The organism is Hyphomicrobium sp., assembly GCF_036780825.1.
In the GTDB taxonomy this organism is placed as follows: Bacteria; Pseudomonadota; Alphaproteobacteria; order Rhizobiales; family Hyphomicrobiaceae; genus Hyphomicrobium_C.
The window spans coordinates 25,142-40,999 of record NZ_DAIQCD010000009.1 but is presented as its reverse complement, the minus strand read 5'-3'; the positions used below and the strand labels follow the sequence as shown (position 1 = coordinate 40,999).

Here is a 15,858-nt window from a genome sequence, read left to right as displayed (position 1 = left end):
CACCCTCGTAACATCATGCGGGAAAATCTCGGTGGGGATGGGGGCGCCGATCATCCAAAGATCCGTCCTCTCTCTTTGCGACTTCTCCCTTTGCGTTCTCGCGGACGGATGGCTTCTCGGCGGCCATCGCTTCGAGTGATCCGGCGATGCTATCGAGAGGCTTCGAGAAATGCGGGAAGGAGAAATCGGGAATATTGATCAACGCGAGGATCAGAGCAGCGACCCAGAACGCATGCATGTGTGTGAACAGCGAGAGAAGGGCCAGCACGGCGACGAGATCATACTGCACCCGGTTGTGAACCATTCGCTCGGGTAGCGAGTGCAGCCAGAAGAAAAATACTCCCACACTAAGCACCGCCGCCAGCAGGACGAATGCCATCATGATGAGAAGGACATCTGTTTGACCAGGCGCGGTGATGAAGAACGGCAGATGCGGCGTTGCTAACGGGTGTGCGTCCGGCATGTGTCTGCCTCCCTTCACCGTGCGGCTATATTATTAGATGACCTCCGGCTGCAAAACTGAATTCGGCTGGATGCGTATTTCTGGAATAGAGCTCCGCAACGACTTGCTCGTTCGGCACGCTTATTCACGGATGCACCGAGCAGCGTGCGATAAGATTTATGTGCTGCCGGCCCACCATTCGCTCAGCATCGCAACTCGAAGAAACCTCAATGAGCGTGAACGGCGCTCAATACATTTCGTATTGTATTCCCCGTTAGCAGGTATAGCATTTGTAGCAACTGGCCTTTACGCGCCTCTCCTGTCAGCTTTTGTAAGCCGGACTCCTCAAAGACTTCGCGCGTTTATTTTATTGCAACATATGGGCTTAGATCGTTGGTAGAGGAGTTCCGATGGAACTCAAGGCCATCCAGATCGGAAGCATCTCCCTCATCCGGCGGCGCGGGCACGCGATCCAAGTTCGGTGTGTTGTCGCGGTCCGATTGGGACGGGGCAATCCACCTGCGAAATTCCCACAGAATGAAGTTAACGCAGCTCGCCGCGTCTTCGACGGGCGGCCGTTCGTTTGGGTATCGACGCAGGACGCATAACGGTAACGGCGGGAGGCTGCCAGTGAGTACGCAAGCCGGTTCCAGCTCAATGAGCGCCTCTGCTGCTTCCTGGCCGCTAACCCTCGCGCAAGACGCCGTCGCGTATTGGATTGATGCTTGGCAGCGCAGCGTCCTTATGCTGGACGTGATGCGCGAGCGCAGCGCGCGCTACGAGACGCACGCCGCAAAGCTCGCCCCGCATGTCTTGACGTTTGATTGCGAGCTAATGCTGGACGGTCGCACTCTACCGCGTCCAGTGAACTACGTGCTGGTTCGCATCAAGCCGCCGAAGGGCGTCACACTAGACCTGAACAAGCGTCCGTTTGTCGTCGTCGATCCTCGTGCCGGCCATGGCCCCGGTATCGGCGGCTTCAAGCCCGAGAGTGAGATCGGCGTCGCGTTCAAGGCCGGACACCCGTGCTATTTTATCGGCTTTCTCCCGGAGCCAATCCCCGGCCAAACGATCGAGGACGTGGCCATCGCGGAGGCCGTCTTCCTAGAGCACGTCATCGGTGCGCATCCCGACGCCGAAGGAAACCCCGCGGTCATCGGCAATTGCCAAGCAGGCTGGGCGGTCATGCTGTTGGCGGCGCTCAGACCAGAGCTCTTCGGGCCGATTATCATCGCGGGGTCTCCCATATCCTATTGGACGGGCGAGCACGGCAAAAATCCGATGCGTTATACCGGTGGGCTCCTCGGCGGGAGCTGGCTTGCTGCCCTTGCCGGTGATCTCGGCGCCGGTAAGTTTGACGGCGCGTGGCTCGTTTCGAATTTCGAAAATCTCAATCCGGCAAACACGCTCTGGTCGAAACAGTACAATCTCTACGCAAACGTCGACAAGGAAGCCCCTCGCTACCTCGAATTCGAGCAGTGGTGGGGCGGGCATGTTCTCCTCAACGCAGCGGAGATGCAATTCATCGCCGACGAGCTTTTCATCGGCAACAAGCTCTCTCGAGGGCATCTTGCGACGAGCGACGGCATCCCGGTCGATCTCCGAAACATCAAGTCCCCGATCCTCGTCTTTTGCTCGAAGGCCGACAATATTACGCCTCCGCAGCAGGCGCTCGGCTGGATCCTGGATCTCTACAGCTCAGTCGATGACATTCGCGTCTACGGTCAAACCATCGTCTACGCAGTTCATGAAACCATCGGCCATCTCGGCATTTTCGTTTCCGGATCGGTAGCTCGCAAGGAGCACGATGAGTTTGCCAGCAATATCGATCTGGTCGACGTGCTGCCACCGGGCCTTTACGAAGCCGTCATAACTCCGAAAAGCGATGCCGAAGAGACCAACGATCTGATCGAGGGCGATTACCTCGTGCGCTTCGAGGCGCGGACGCTCGACGACATTCGCGCCTATGGCGGCAACGATCCGAGAGACGACCGGGAGTTCGCAACAGTGGCGCGGCTCTCTGAGATCAATCTCGGCCTCTATCGCACGTTCGTGCAGCCGTGGTTGAGGCCCTGCGCGACAGAGGCTATGGCGGACGCCATGCGCAAGCTGCATCCTCTGCGCCTTCAATATGAAATGTTCTCCAACAAGACTCCTTACATGCAGGCTTTTGACTGGATGGCAAAGTCTGTTCGGGACGCGAGGCTGCCGACGCCCAAGGGCAACGTCTTCTGGCAGGCGCAGTGCCACGTCTCAGATGCAATCAAAACGACGCTCGATGCCTATCGCGATGCACGAGACGAGCTTTTCGAGGCGACGTTCCACACCGTCTACGGCTCTCCTCTGCTGCAAGCGATCGTCGGCTTGGGGGGCGCTGGCGATGAGGCGTACCGCCCGCAGCCCATAACGGCAGCGCATGCTGCGTTGGTGCGGGAGCATATTGCGCACATCAAGCAAAGAGTGGCCGAGGGTGGCCCGCGCGAAGCGGCTCTTCGCGCACTGATCTATCTGCGGATGCCCGATGGAGCGATCGACGAGCGCGGTTTCAACGTCTTGCGCGCGCTGCGAAGAGAAGCCGGAAAGGGATACACGCTCGAGGAATTTAAGCGCGTCTTTCGAGAACAGTTCTTACTCGTGTTGATCGATGAAAGGCGAGCTGTTGCAGCGATTCCAGGCATGCTTGCCAAGGAGCCCGATCTCGCGCGGCGTATGGAGGCAGCCGTTCGTCGCATGATCGATGCAGTGCCTGCGAAGACCGAGGAAGCACAAGCCCGCATCGCAGAGGTCGAGCGCCTCATGGCCCTAGCGGTAAACGAGGCTGACGAAAGGGTGGCCGAAGTCGGTCACAAGCAACCGCCTTCCGGGGCGCTAAGGCGCGCTCGCATACATGTGCACGCCGCTCGCGCCAAGCATCAATAAGCCAACTGTAAAGGGCAATCAGCAGTCGAACGGAGTACGAGCGATGGCAACTCTTCTAAGCCCTTCCGACCTCGACCAAATGGCGGCCGAAGGCGAGTATGCGAAGATGGATGAGGAAAGACGGCAAAAAAAACGCAAGGAACAGGAGCAGATCGAACTGCGTGACGCCTTCATGGCCCGCGAGATCCATCCCGAAGTCTTCGAGCGCATCAACCAGGCTGTCAGCATCGCCGCCAGACGGGGGATGCACCAAGTCCAGGTCATAAGCTTTCCGAGCAGCTACTGCAGCGATGGCGGCCGCAGGATCAACATTGCGGATCCCGAGTGGCCGAGCACGCTTCAGGGGTTTGCGCGAAAGGCCTACGACTTCTTCGACACGGAGCTACGTCCGCACGGCTACAGACTTAGCGCCGAGATCATCAGCTTTCCCGGAGGCATGCCGGGCGACGTAGCACTTTTTCTGAAGTGGTAGCACTAAGTAGTGTCGCTCATGGCCTCGGAGGATTTGCCATGACGAGGAAGGCCACCGTTTCTCACATCCACCGTCACGAAAAATACGAACGTCTGATTGCGGCAGCCGCCGGATTGGCGCCGCTGCGAGCCGCCGTCGCGCATCCCTGCGACGAGACCTCGCTTCGAGGCGCCATGGAGGCCGCAGCGCAGCGGCTTCTTAAGCCGATCCTGGTCGGACCCATGCAACGCATTGCCGACCTTGCGAAGGCCTCCGGCATAGATATCACCCACGCCGAGATCGTCGAGGCCCCTCATAGCGTGGCCGCAGCAGAACAGGCCGTCGCGCTGGTGCGCGCGGGAAAAGCCGAACTGTTGATGAAGGGCAGCCTGCATTCGGATGAACTGCTCAGCGCAGTGACGCGACGGGACACGGGCCTCCGCACAGGGCGGCGCATCAGCCACGTCTTCATCATGGATGTTCCAACCCATCCGCAAACACTCTTCATTACAGACGCCGCAGTAAACATCGCCCCGGATCTGCTGGCCAAGCGGGACATCATCCAGAACGCTATCGATCTCTATGCCGCGCTCGGGCTCGGTATTCCCAAGGTCGCCATTCTGTCGGCCGTCGAGACCGTGAACCCGAGTATTCCCTCGACGATCGAGGCTGCTGCGTTGTGCAAGATGGCGGATCGCGGGCAGATCACCGGTGGCGTTCTCGACGGTCCGCTGGCCTTCGACAACGCGATCAGTCTCGAAGCGGCGCGCATCAAGGGCATCACGTCTGACGTGGCGGGGCAGGCGCAGATCCTCGTGGTACCCGACCTCGAAGCGGGAAACATGCTGGCCAAGAACCTGACATTCCTATCCGGTGCAGACGCTGCCGGGCTGGTCCTCGGCGCCAGAGTTCCGGTGATCCTGACGTCGCGAGCCGACAACGTCCGGACCCGCATGGCCTCTTGTGCCGTCGCCGCTCTTCTGGCCCACAGCCGCAGAACGCAGGAACCGATAAGGGCCTGAGCCATGGCCGAGACCATTCTCGTCGTCAACGCGGGCAGCTCCAGCATCAAGTTCGAGCTATTCTCCGTCGATACGGATGACCAGCTGGACAAGATTATCAAAGGTCAAATCGACGGCATCGGAACTCGGCCGCGCCTGTTTGCCGCCACGTCGAAGGGCACATTACTTTCGGACCAGACCTGGGCACCAGAGGATGTTTGTGCCGTACCGGCTGCTCTCGAGAAGCTGATCGCGTTTCTTCGTCCGCAGATCGGCGGCGAGCTACCCGCGGCGGTCGGGCATCGCGTCGTGCATGGCGGACCCGACTTCGGCGAACCGGTGGCGGTCACCTCAAGCATTCTATCGGAGCTGGAACGTCTCATCCCGCTCGCTCCGCTGCATCAACCGAACAATCTCGCCCCTATCCGCGCCGTTCTCGAGCGCAGACCGCACCTCCTCCAGGTTGCATGCTTCGATACCGCGTTTCACCGCGGACATGCGGACATCGCAGACAGGTACGCCATTCCGGAACGCCTCTATGCCGAGGGTGTGCGCCGCTACGGCTTTCACGGTCTTTCGTACGAATACATCGTAAGCCGGCTTCCGCATATTGCGCCGGACATCGCAGGTGGCCGCGTGGTCGTCGCGCATCTCGGCAGCGGGGCATCAATGTGCGCAATCGCCGACGGACGCAGCGTCGAAAGCACGATGGGCTTCACGGCCCTGGATGGATTGCCGATGGGGACGCGCTCCGGGCAACTCGATCCGGGCGTCGTGACCTACCTCATGAGGGCGAAAGGCATGCGCCTAGAGGACGTCGAAAGCTTCCTCTACAAAGAGTGTGGGCTCAAAGGCCTATCCGGCATCAGCAACGACGTGCGCGACCTTCTTGCCAGCAACGCTCCCGAAGCGAAGCTCGCACTGGATTACTTCGCATATCGCATTGCCTTGTTCACGGGCATGCTGGCAGCGGCCATGGGCGGCATCGATGCTTTCGTGTTCACCGCTGGCATCGGCGAGAATGGACCTGCCATTCGCGAAGCCGTCATCCGGAGGCTTGAGTGGCTGGGCCTTCGCGTCTCCTTTAACGCCAACAACAGCAACGCCGTCTGCATCTCTGGCGAAGGCGCGAAAGTGCCGTGCTTCGTCATCCCCACGAACGAGGAACTTATGATTGCAACGCACACGCTGCGCGTTGCACGCAGGCGCGAGGCAGCCGCTGTTCGGGAGAAACGCGCATGATCGACCTTTCGACGCTGGCCTTGCTCAAGGGAAAGAAAGCGCTCGTCACCGGCATCGCCAACGATCAGTCGATTGCGTGGGGCTGCGCCAAGGCGTTTCATGCTTTCGGCGCGGATGTGGCGGTCACCTATCTCAACGAAAAGTCCAAGCGCTTTGTCGAGCCGCTGGCGAAGGAACTCAACGCGCCTATCTTGATGCCACTCGATCTGCAGAAGCCGGGCGAGCTCGAGGCCGTTTTCGATGCGGTGAAGGAGAAGTGGGGCACCCTGGACATCGTTCTCCATTCCATCGCCTTTGCGCCGAAGGATGACCTGCATGGGCGTGTCGTAGACTGCTCGCGCGACGGGTTTCTCCTGGCCATGGAGCTATCGTGCTGGTCATTCATCCGCATGGCGAAGCTCACCGAGCCGCTCATGAAGAACGGTGGCACCCTCTTCACGATGACGTATTACGGCTCCCAGATGGTGGTCGAAAACTACAACATCATGGGACCGGTCAAGGCAGCGCTCGAGTCCGCCACGCGATACTTAGCCGCCGAGCTCGGGCCCCAGGGCATCCGCGTTCATGCGATCTCTCCCGGCCCGCTGAAGACACGCGCAGCCTCCGGCATCAGCGAATTCGACAAGCTCCTGCAGAAAGCACAAGCGAAGGCGCCAAGCCGCAGTCTGGTGTCGATCGACGATGTGGGCGTCGCCGTCGCGGTGCTGGCGATGAATGGCGCCAAGCTGATCACCGGAGAAACCCTCTACATCGATGGCGGCTATCACATCATGGATTAGATAAACCGCCCTCCCGGTGATCTCCATAACACTAGGCATGGCTATGAAGACGATGCCGATTTCAGATGCCGTCGCGCTTATTCCGGACGGCGCGCGTCTTATGATCGGCGGCTTCATGGGGGTTGGAACGTCGGAAAGGATCGTGGACGAGATCGTCTGCCAAGGTAAGCGCGATCTCACCGTCATCGCCAATGACACCGCGAAGCCCGGCGTGGGCGTCGGCAAGCTGATCAGCCAGAGGCTGGTGCGCACTGCCATTGTAAGCCACATCGGGCTCAACCCCGAGGCGCAGAAGCAGATGCACGCCGGCGAGCTTAAGATCGAGCTCGTCCCACAAGGAACGTTGATCGAGTGTATCCGTGCCGGCGGCTACGGCCTCGGAGGCGTGCTTACGCCGACCGGCGCGGCGGCCATGTGGACCTGACAGTGCTCGGAGGCCTGGAGGTTGACCAGCATGGCTTGCTCGCGAACTGGATGATCCCAGGGAAAATGGTGCCCGGGATGGGCGGTGCCATGGATCTCGTGACAGGCGCGAAGCGCGTGATCATCGCCATGCAGCACAGCGCCAAGGGAACATCAAAAGTCGTCAAGAGATGCTCTTTGCCGCTTACGTCGCAGCGCGCCGTCGATCTCGTGGTGACGGACCTCGCCGTCCTCGCATTTCCGAACGGCCACGCGACGCTCGTCGAGACAGCACCGGGCGTCTCAGTGGCAGACGTCGTGCAGATGACGGACGCCGACCTGCTCGTTCCGCAGCAGGTGCCCGAGATGGCGCTTTAATGCGCGAAGCGATGCGCACGCACCGTACATTAAGGAAGGTCATGCGTTGATCACGCAAGGGGTCGGAGCCTGCGTTTGATCGGCCCTCCGAGGGCCTCACGGCCAAGCGAGGATTTCGAGCCTTCGCTAAAGCGAGCAATCTCAAACAGTTGAGATGGTCGGAGCGGGGAGATTTGAACTCCCGACCCCCAGTCCCCCAGACTGGTGCGCTAACCAGGCTGCGCTACGCTCCGACTTGGCCCCGTTATGTCCGGCAAAGCGGCTCCGGTCAACGCCTCGTTCCGGCTTCACCAGAAAGAAATGCCTCGATGGCTGCCGGATCCTCCGGAAAGTGGCGGAGAGGCGGAAGCGCAAGGCCGGCCGACAGCGCGATCGCGGCAAAGACCCTGTCAGCCACAGGCACGTCGCGAACCACAATGCGCGGCGCGACGGCCTCGGGCGGCGGCACGGCGGGGCTGGGCGACGCAACGTGGCGTGGGCGCAGGCGCTCGAGGAGGCTACCCACGCCGCAGCCCTGCGCCTTGGCTGCCGCTTCGATGCGCACCCAGGCATTGAGGAATTGCGCGTCGGGTCCGGCTGAGGAAAGCGCTGCGCCCTCTGCCAGAGCAACAGCCTCCGCCTCGATAGGCACGCGGCGCGCAGCCGGGACGCGCACACGGCGCATGCGCTCAATGTCGACACCGAGCGGCTCCTCGCGGCCGAGCGCGATCAGTGCCAATCCTTGCGTATGAGACAGGCTGAAGGCGCAGCTCCGTCCCGGAAGCGATGGTTTGCCGGCGGTATTGCGGACAAAAGGTGCGCGGCGAATCTCGGAGCCGACTCTCGCCTCGAGAGCAAGACGGAGCGCGATGTGCGCGAGCCGGCGCTCGCGCCGCGATACCGGATCGGCCATCCGGTCGAACCGTACCTTCATATCCTCGGAGAGGCGTGGCTCGGCAGCCTCGGTGGCCTCAAGGCCAGGCCGCAGCTTACCCAGGTCTACGAGCCAGAGCTCCGTCTCAGCCATCATCGGCCCGGCCGTATGCCGCAGTAAGACGCTATGCGCCCACCGCACGGGCGCGGCGTGGCGCGCGGGCCGTCGTCTCCGGCTTGTCCAAGGTCTCGAGCAGAATTGCGCGGCATTGCTCGAGCTCCTTGATCGCCGCTTCGACGGCCGCCAAATGCTCAATGGTGCCAGAACGCGCACGCGCGCCGCTCCGCCGCGTGGCGACGGCAACCGTGCCGCGGGCATGCGATCCGCCCGCGCCGATGGTCGGAACGTTGGCCGGCAGCGTGCGCGCGTCGGCGAGAGGGCCGCTCACGACACGTCCCTGCTGCTTCACATGGTCGATACCCTGCTCGCGCAGGATCTTCTGCACACCCTTGATGGTGTATCCTTCGGCATGGAGAAGATGGCGGATGCCGCGCAAGAGCTCCATATCCTCCGGTCGATAATATCGACGTCCGCCCCCTCGCTTCATTGGCCGAACCTGCGGGAAGCGCGCCTCCCAAAATCTTAGAACATGCTTCTGCACATCGAGCTCATCAGCAACCTCGCTAATGGTTCGAAAAGCCTCCGCTGCCTTGCTCATCGTTACCCCTCGATGCCTTGGCTACTGACGATTTCTCCCGCCTCTGGTTCGCTGAGGCACGGCCCCCGCCGAGACGATCGGCAGACAGGACCGAGCCCCTAGAGCACGCGCGCGATGCGCATCGAGCTCCAAGTCCGTCTGAGAGCCGTTCTCACGTTCGCGATGCGGGCGCCTGCGAACCCCGTCCTTGTCGATAACGCCCCCGCATTCTGAACGATCGGCTCTTGTGCATCTCGATTGCCTTGAAGATGCGCGACGCCAACGCCACAGCTTGCTTCAACAAGCATAGCGTCAACACCGGTCGCCGTCTCGACCAATCCGGTCCGATGGCCACAGCTTTTTTTGAGAAGATGTTTTGACGAGGATGTGATGCGCGCTTCACGTCATCGTGCGCGCACCAACGCGTCGAGAGAGCACCGTTGCAGCGCTCTTTCCCGCACACGTTCCAACATCGTCATGGCGAAGCTAATGCGCGCGCCGAAGATAGACTTGGGGCGCGTGCGCGCGAGCGGCAGGCGGCGGATGCTACTCCGCGGCCTTCGTGCGGCGGAGGCGGCCGGAGTTGATCCGGTCTTTCATGATGTTGCTGGGACGGAAGACGAGGACGCGGCGCGGCGTGATCGGAACTTCCTTACCCGTCTTGGGATTGCGGCCGATGCGCTCGCCCTTCTGGCGGATGCCGAAGGAGCCGAACGAGGAGAGCTTGACTTGCTCGCCCCGCGCCAGGCTGTCCGAGATCTCGTTCAGCACGAGCTCGACGAGCTCCTGAGACTCGTTTCTCGGCAGGCCCACTTTCCGGACCACTGCCTCGGCCAGATCGGCACGTGTCAGTGTCTTGCCGCTCATAACGCATGCCTCCCCGTAACTGGAGCCTGATCGCTTGTACGCGAGCTACCAATGGCCCGCATCACAACGTGAAATCAGAGACTCGATCAAACACCTAGCGCGCATTCCGACAGAAAGCTTCAACGGCTTTCAGCCGAACGCGCTCTAAGTATTGTCCCTGATGCTAACGGGGCGTAAACGCGGGGTCAACGAAAGATCGCAACAAGCAACTGAAATCTCAAAGAGAATTACTGTTCCCTGCGGAGGGGCCTTTCGAGACGCTCAGCAGGCGCACTTGTGCAGCGCACAGGGACTATTTTTCGCACTTGCGAAATCACCAGCGGGCGAGCGCCGCACCCCACGTAAACCCGCCGCCCATGGCCTCCATAAGCACCAGGCTGCCCTCGCGGAGCCGGTGCTCCTCGAAGGCCTGATTCAAGGCCAGCGGGATGGAAGCCGCCGAGGTGTTACCGTGCTTTTCCAAGGTCTTGACGATCTTGTCCTGGGCAATCCCGAGCTTTTTCGCGATGCCGTCGAGGATGCGCACGTTAGCTTGGTGAGGGACGAAAAGATCAATCTCATCGGCCATGTAACCGGTGGCCAGCAGGGTTTCCTCGATCACACCCGAGATCTTTTGCACCGCATGGCGGAACACCTCGCGGCCGTTCATGCGGAGATGGCCCACGGTCTTGGTCGAGCTCGGGCCGCCGTCCACGTATAGGAGTTCCTCGAAGCGGCCATCCGAGCGCAGCAGCGTCGAGAGGACGCCGCGGTCCTCGCGGGTGCCATGCTGCGGCTGGGCCTCGAGGACAACAGCGCCCGCACCATCGCCGAACAGAACGCATGTGGAGCGATCGCTCCAATCGAGGATGCGCGAGAAGGTCTCGGCGCCAACGACAAGGGCGCGATGCGACTGGCCGGTGCGGATGAAATTATCCGCGACGGCGAGGGCATAGACAAAGCCGGAGCACACCGCCTGCACGTCGAATGCAGCGCCTTTGGTGATGCCGACGCCGGACTGGATGCGCACCGCCGTCGACGGAAACGTCCGGTCCGGGGTGGCAGTGGCGCAAATGACGAGGTCGATGTCGACGGGATCGATGCCGGCGCGGATCAAGGCCTGGTGACACGCCGCAATGGCGAGGTCGGACGTCAGCTCGCCGTCGGCGGCGATATGGCGCTCGCGTATGCCGCTCCGCTCGACGATCCACTCGTCGGAGGTGTCGACGATCTTCGCGAGATCGGCGTTGGTCATGACACGCTTCGGCAGATAGGCACCCACGCCGCGTATTACAGATCGAATGACTGCCAAGGTGCCCTCTTTCCTGTTGATCAGGTTCTTGCTGATGGAGCCTCGCGGGGCCCTGCTGGCTAGCTGGACGAGTGCGTGTCGCTGCCGAGCCGATGGTGGAAGGTCTCGAGATCAGAGGCCAGACGCTCGAGCAGGCCGCTCTCAGCCATTTCGTAGCCGAGATCGACGGCGCTCGCAAAGCCCAGGGCATCGGTGCCGCCGTGGCTCTTGACGGCGAGCCCGTTGAGACCAAGGAACGTGCCGCCGTTGACGCGGCGAGGATCCATCTTCTCCTTGAGCACCCTGAAGCCGCCCCGGGCGAGGAGCGCGCCCAGGCGGGACAGAAACGCACGCGTCATCGCGTCTTTCAGATACTGGCCGATCTGCTTCGCCGTGCCTTCCGCGGTTTTCAGAGCGATGTTGCCGGCAAATCCCTCCACGACAACGACATCCACCCGGCCCTGGCCGATTTCGTCGCCTTCGATGAAGCCACGGTAGTCGAGCGGCAGCTCAACGCCTTTTTTCAGGGCCGCGTGCGCCTCCCTGACCTCCTCGGCGCCCTTGATCTCCTCGACACCAACGTTAAGCAAACCGACCGTCGGGCGCTCGACGTGGAAGAGCGCGCGCGCCATGGCGGCGCCCATCAGGGCATATTCGGAGAGCTGCCGGGAGGTGGCGCCGATGTTGGCGCCCACGTCGAGCACGATGCACTCTGCCGTGACCGTCGGCCAGAGAGCGGCGATGGCCGGCCGCTCGATGCCTTTCATGGGGCGCAGAATGAGCTTGGCCATTGCCATCAGCGCACCCGTATTGCCGGCCGAAACGGCAGCGTGCGCTTCCCCCTTCCGCACGGCGTCGAGCGCCAGCCACATGCTGGACCCCTTACCGCGCCGCAAGGCCTGGCTCGGCTTCTCGTTCATGGCCACGACATGTGTCGTGTGGATAACACGCGAACGCTTCTCGAGCGCGGGGTGCGCCGCGAGGACCGGGGCGATCCGAGCCTCGTCGCCGACCAGAATAAAGCTGAGCGCCGGATGGCGCTCGAGCGAGAGCGCCGCCCCCGGCACAACCACCTCGGGGCCGTGATCCCCGCCCATGGCGTCGAGCGCTAATGTCCGAGGCTGAGCCATATGGCCCTTCTTGACTGTGTCAACAAAGGTTTCCGTCTGTACGCGGTGAGTAAGGCCGCCCTCCCCCCCCGGAGGCAAGCCTGCGGGAAAATACCGCTTTAGATCACTGAAACAACTGGCCTCCGCGTCGCAACAGGGGACAATGCGGCTGAGGCGGGGGAAAACGTGTCCTTCCCGAGGCAAATGGCATGCCTTCGGCTAGCTCAGGATCGGCCGGGCCCTATCCCGATCTCGCCGGATAAGAAGATACTCTAGGAATGCGGCTTCAGCTTCGTCAGCGCCGCAAATGGGTTCTCCGCGTCCTTCTCCGCAGGATCCGCCTTCGGATCGACCCAGTCGAAGTCTGCCCCGGGCTTTCGAGGATAGGATGGGAGGGCTGCCGAGAGAACGCCAAAGACGATGGTTCCGGCCATGATGCGCCCCTTCTCGATCGGCTCGACATCCGGAACGCTGGAGACTTCACGGTCACCGAATACGATCGGCTCGTCCTCGAGATCCGATGCGGGAACGAGTTCGACGGAAAATGCTTCCGAAATGTGAGCCGGCACCGGTTCGAGCGTGACGACACAAGCTTGCGAAACATCGGCCTGGAGACTGCCGCGGAACGTGTAGCGGCCGGCACCCGCTGCCTCGATCCGGTAGGACACAGCGAGCCGATCGCAGGACAGGATGTCCAGTTCGCGCGCGAGCTCGATACATTCCTCTCCAGTCGCCTCGCGGCTTTCGGCGAGCCCGCGCTCGGGAATATCAGTTACAAAATGAAACCAGTCGCGAAGCGCAGTCATGCGTGGCATCTCCATCTCAATGTCTGGGCGCGAACTTGGCGAGGTCGACGGATTGAGGCAGGGCCGCCGGGCCCGAGAGAAGCGCCTCCGGCGAGACTTCGTCAAGGTCAGCCGCCAGGCCCAGCGTGTAGCAGGCGAGCGCTTCGGCAGCGCGCGGATCGTCTTCGAGGCCGGGGATCGACGTCGCCAGCTCGTGCGCAAGCGCCTTCGTCGGCTCAGGAGCGCCCGCCGCGCGGCGATAGGCAAGGCAGCGCTCGCCGAGCGCCTGGGCGGCGCGCTTCACCTTTTTCGGCACCGAAAGGTCGCCAACGCCCATCTCGCGCAGGCAATCGTCGATGTCCGTCACGAACGTCTCGCATAGGAAGCGGGCGACGCGCCGCGCTCGCGTGGCACCGCCCTGGAGGCGGTCGAGCAGCGGAAATAGAAGCAGAATAATCACCCCGGTACGCCCTTCCGGGCTGTCGACGACACCATAACGGGTGAAAAACGCCGGCTGACGGGCCTGGGCCACGATCGCGCCATAAAAGTCGATTGCTGTGCGCCGATCTTGGGCTCTGCTTGTAAACCAGGAGAGCACGCCGCTTTTTACCTCTCGTCAAAGGGGATTGCCAAGTCCCCGCCGTTGCCTTGCGGCCTCCTTTTAGCTAAGGGCGGGACTTGAGCACAGGGGTTTCATGTCACTCCGAGGGGGGCACCGCCACATGCGCCGTCACGACGCATCGCGCTTTTTCGCTGATCGAGACCGCGCCCGCGATGTGGCGCTTGGCGCCCTCATGCCTCTGCTGCTGGCGGTGATGGTGGGCATTTCGGCCTGCAGCGAGCAGATCACGAAGCATGGGCATCTCTTCCGGGAATCCGACATCGCCCAAGTGCAGCCGGGCATGGGGCAGGAGCAGGTCAAGCTTATCCTCGGCTCGCCGACGACGACGACGACCTACGGCAACGGCTCCGCCTACTACTACATCTCGAGCACATCCAAGCGCACGGCGTTCATGAAGGGCAACGAGGTGGACCGGCAGGTGCTCGCCGTCTACTTCAGCCCGGCGGGAACCGTCGATCGCGTCGCCAACTATGGCCTAAAGGACGGCAAGGTGTTCGATTTCGTGTCCCGCACGACGCCGGCGCCCGGCGGCAAGGAAGACGGCATCTTCAAGCAGCTCTTCCGCAATCTCGGCACGAAGCAGATCTTCGGCGACTGACGTCCGCCGGCACGACGCGGGCGTTTCGTAGCGCTTCACCAAAACACAAAGAAGCCCCGGAGCATGAACCGCTCCGGGGCTTCTCTTTTCCGATGGCCTAGAGCCGTTCCGGTTCAAGTGGAAACGGGGAACGGCTCTAAGTTTTTTGTTTGATCGTGCCCCTTCTCGGACACTCCTAACTTGCATGGCTTCGCCATGACCGGTGCCCACTTTTCCGGAAGCACCCTGGCCTTACGGCGTCACGATCTCGGCTGTGGGACGCGGCGTGGTGGCCGTCTCCGGCGGCAGGATCGGATACTCGATGCGCGGCACCTCGCCGGTGAGCGAATGGAGGAACGCGACGATGGCGTCCACCTCATCCGCTTTGAGCTCGGTGCCGAGCTGAGAGCTGCTCATGATGGCCACCGCCTGCTTCAGGTCCCAGACCTTGCCGGAGTGGAAGTACGGCGCCGTCACGGCGACGTTGCGCAGCGGCGCGGCGCGGAAGACGTACTGATCATCGGCCGTCTTGGTCACCGCGAAACGGCCCTGATCGTTCTCCGGCAGCACCTCCGCGCCCGGCTTCTCGATGACGCCGAAAGGATAGTAGCCGTTGCCGCCGACGTTGATGCCGCCGTGGCAGGCCGCGCAGCCTTTGTCCATGAACAGGCCGAGCCCGACCTTCTGCACCTCGTCAAGCGCCGCATCGTCTCCGTTGAGGTACTTGTCGAACGGTGCCGGGGTGAGCAACGTCGCCTCGAACGCTTCGATCGCCTTGGCCATGTTGTCGAACGTCACCGGGTCCTTCTCATCTGAGAACGCCGCCGTGAACCACTCTACGTACTGCGGCATGCTCTTCAGGGTCGTGACGACCTGCTCCGGCGTGTTGGCCATCTCGACGCCGGCTTGAATGGGGCCCTTGGCCTGCTCCTTCAGATCCTCGGCACGGCCATCCCAGAATTGCGCCTCGTTGAAAACCGCATTGAAGACCGTGGGCGCGTTGCGCGGCCCCTTCTGCCAGCCGTGCCCGATCGACGTCTCGAGGTTGTCATCGCCGCCGGTTCCAACGTTGTGGCACGAGTTGCAGCTAAAAAGGCCGCTTGCCGAGAGGCGCGGCTCGAAGAACAGCGCCTTGCCGAGCTCGATCTTCTCCTTGGTGATCGGATTATCCTTGATCGCGGGGATCGTGGACGGCAACGGCTTGAAGACGTCGGCGGCCTTCTTCCGCAACTCATCAGCCAGAAGCGGCGGGGCCGCCAACAGAGCCGCGCCCAGTACCGACGCTGCAATCAACATTGATCTGCGCATATTCCGCCTCCCATGCGTCTTGCGAATGGTTCTCAGCCTATTTCGCAGGCGCACAGATTGTTTGATGGCGATCAACGGGACGTTTCGGCCGCAGAGGAAGCCGCGAAGCCGGGGCTGGGACAAGAAAAAACAACCCGAAATAAGAAAGAGGCCACG

The 15,858-nt window shown here is 62.0% G+C and carries 16 protein-coding genes, 1 tRNA gene and 1 pseudogene; 8 read left to right on the top strand and 10 right to left on the bottom strand.

Going from position 1 to position 15,858, the window contains the following annotated elements; all coding sequences use genetic code 11:
• Nucleotides 1-13 precede the first annotated feature (13 nt).
• Nucleotides 14-463, bottom strand: coding sequence for a hypothetical protein (locus V7P99_RS06090; RefSeq protein WP_333793902.1), 450 nt, complete (start codon nt 461-463; stop codon nt 14-16).
• Nucleotides 464-1,099: 636 nt separating this feature from the next.
• Here V7P99_RS06090 and V7P99_RS06085 point away from each other — a divergent pair.
• The 7 genes and pseudogenes from V7P99_RS06085 to V7P99_RS06055 all read left to right on the top strand — a co-directional run.
• Complete coding sequence (locus V7P99_RS06085) at nt 1,100-3,361, top strand: DUF3141 domain-containing protein (RefSeq protein ID WP_333793901.1); 2,262 nt, start codon at nt 1,100-1,102, stop codon at nt 3,359-3,361.
• The gene (locus V7P99_RS06080) at nt 3,330-3,833 is read left to right on the top strand and encodes a hypothetical protein (protein WP_333793900.1); all 504 of its coding nucleotides are present in this window, start codon (nt 3,330-3,332) and stop codon (nt 3,831-3,833) included. Before V7P99_RS06085 ends, V7P99_RS06080 begins: the two co-directional genes overlap by 32 nt.
• A 38-nt stretch (nt 3,834-3,871) precedes the next feature.
• Entirely contained in the window at nt 3,872-4,834 is a 963-nt protein-coding gene (locus V7P99_RS06075; protein WP_333793899.1) for a phosphate acetyltransferase, read from the top strand.
• A 3-nt stretch (nt 4,835-4,837) separates the two neighbouring features.
• Nucleotides 4,838-6,055 carry an acetate/propionate family kinase gene (locus tag V7P99_RS06070; RefSeq protein ID WP_333793898.1) on the top strand — a complete coding sequence of 406 codons (1,218 nt, stop codon included), beginning with the start codon at nt 4,838-4,840 and terminating at the stop codon, nt 6,053-6,055.
• Entirely contained in the window at nt 6,052-6,834 is a 783-nt protein-coding gene (gene fabI / locus V7P99_RS06065; RefSeq protein WP_333793897.1) for an enoyl-ACP reductase FabI, read from the top strand. Before V7P99_RS06070 ends, fabI begins: the two co-directional genes overlap by 4 nt.
• A 37-nt stretch (nt 6,835-6,871) precedes the next feature.
• On the top strand, nt 6,872-7,258 hold the full coding sequence (locus tag V7P99_RS06060) for a CoA transferase subunit A (RefSeq protein WP_442909878.1): 387 nt from the start codon (nt 6,872-6,874) through the stop codon (nt 7,256-7,258).
• A pseudogene (locus tag V7P99_RS06055) lies at nt 7,237-7,614 on the top strand (CoA-transferase); the annotation flags it as partial. The gene V7P99_RS06060 and the pseudogene V7P99_RS06055, both read left to right, overlap by 22 nt.
• A 155-nt stretch (nt 7,615-7,769) precedes the next feature.
• Here V7P99_RS06055 and V7P99_RS06050 read toward each other — a convergent pair.
• The 8 genes from V7P99_RS06050 to V7P99_RS06015 form a co-directional block, all read right to left on the bottom strand.
• Nucleotides 7,770-7,847, bottom strand: a tRNA-Pro gene (locus V7P99_RS06050).
• Between the two features lie 35 nt (nt 7,848-7,882).
• Nucleotides 7,883-8,623, bottom strand: coding sequence for a 4'-phosphopantetheinyl transferase family protein (locus tag V7P99_RS06045; protein WP_333793896.1), 741 nt, complete (start codon nt 8,621-8,623; stop codon nt 7,883-7,885).
• Nucleotides 8,624-8,651: 28 nt separating this feature from the next.
• Complete coding sequence (locus V7P99_RS06040; protein ID WP_333793895.1) at nt 8,652-9,185, bottom strand: MerR family transcriptional regulator; 534 nt, start codon at nt 9,183-9,185, stop codon at nt 8,652-8,654.
• A 525-nt stretch (nt 9,186-9,710) separates the two neighbouring features.
• Complete coding sequence (locus tag V7P99_RS06035; RefSeq protein WP_333793894.1) at nt 9,711-10,031, bottom strand: integration host factor subunit alpha; 321 nt, start codon at nt 10,029-10,031, stop codon at nt 9,711-9,713.
• 313 nt (nt 10,032-10,344) lie between these two features.
• A complete protein-coding gene (locus V7P99_RS06030) occupies nt 10,345-11,322 on the bottom strand; it encodes a beta-ketoacyl-ACP synthase III (RefSeq protein WP_333793893.1) in 978 nt (325 codons plus the stop codon).
• Between the two features lie 59 nt (nt 11,323-11,381).
• Nucleotides 11,382-12,431, bottom strand: coding sequence for a phosphate acyltransferase PlsX (plsX, locus tag V7P99_RS06025; RefSeq protein ID WP_333793892.1), 1,050 nt, complete (start codon nt 12,429-12,431; stop codon nt 11,382-11,384).
• A 251-nt stretch (nt 12,432-12,682) separates the two neighbouring features.
• Nucleotides 12,683-13,216, bottom strand: coding sequence for a YceD family protein (locus V7P99_RS06020; protein ID WP_333793890.1), 534 nt, complete (start codon nt 13,214-13,216; stop codon nt 12,683-12,685).
• 16 nt (nt 13,217-13,232) lie between these two features.
• Nucleotides 13,233-13,727, bottom strand: a complete 495-nt coding sequence (locus V7P99_RS06015) for a ubiquinol-cytochrome C chaperone family protein (RefSeq protein ID WP_333793889.1) — start codon at nt 13,725-13,727, stop codon at nt 13,233-13,235.
• 190 nt (nt 13,728-13,917) lie between these two features.
• On the opposite strand from V7P99_RS06015, the gene V7P99_RS06010 reads away from it, so the two are divergent.
• Complete coding sequence (locus tag V7P99_RS06010; protein ID WP_333793888.1) at nt 13,918-14,415, top strand: outer membrane protein assembly factor BamE; 498 nt, start codon at nt 13,918-13,920, stop codon at nt 14,413-14,415.
• 231 nt (nt 14,416-14,646) lie between these two features.
• On the opposite strand, the gene V7P99_RS06005 is transcribed toward V7P99_RS06010, so the two are convergent.
• Nucleotides 14,647-15,702, bottom strand: a complete 1,056-nt coding sequence (locus V7P99_RS06005; RefSeq protein WP_442909877.1) for a cytochrome-c peroxidase — start codon at nt 15,700-15,702, stop codon at nt 14,647-14,649.
• Between the last annotated feature and the right edge of the window lie 156 nt (nt 15,703-15,858).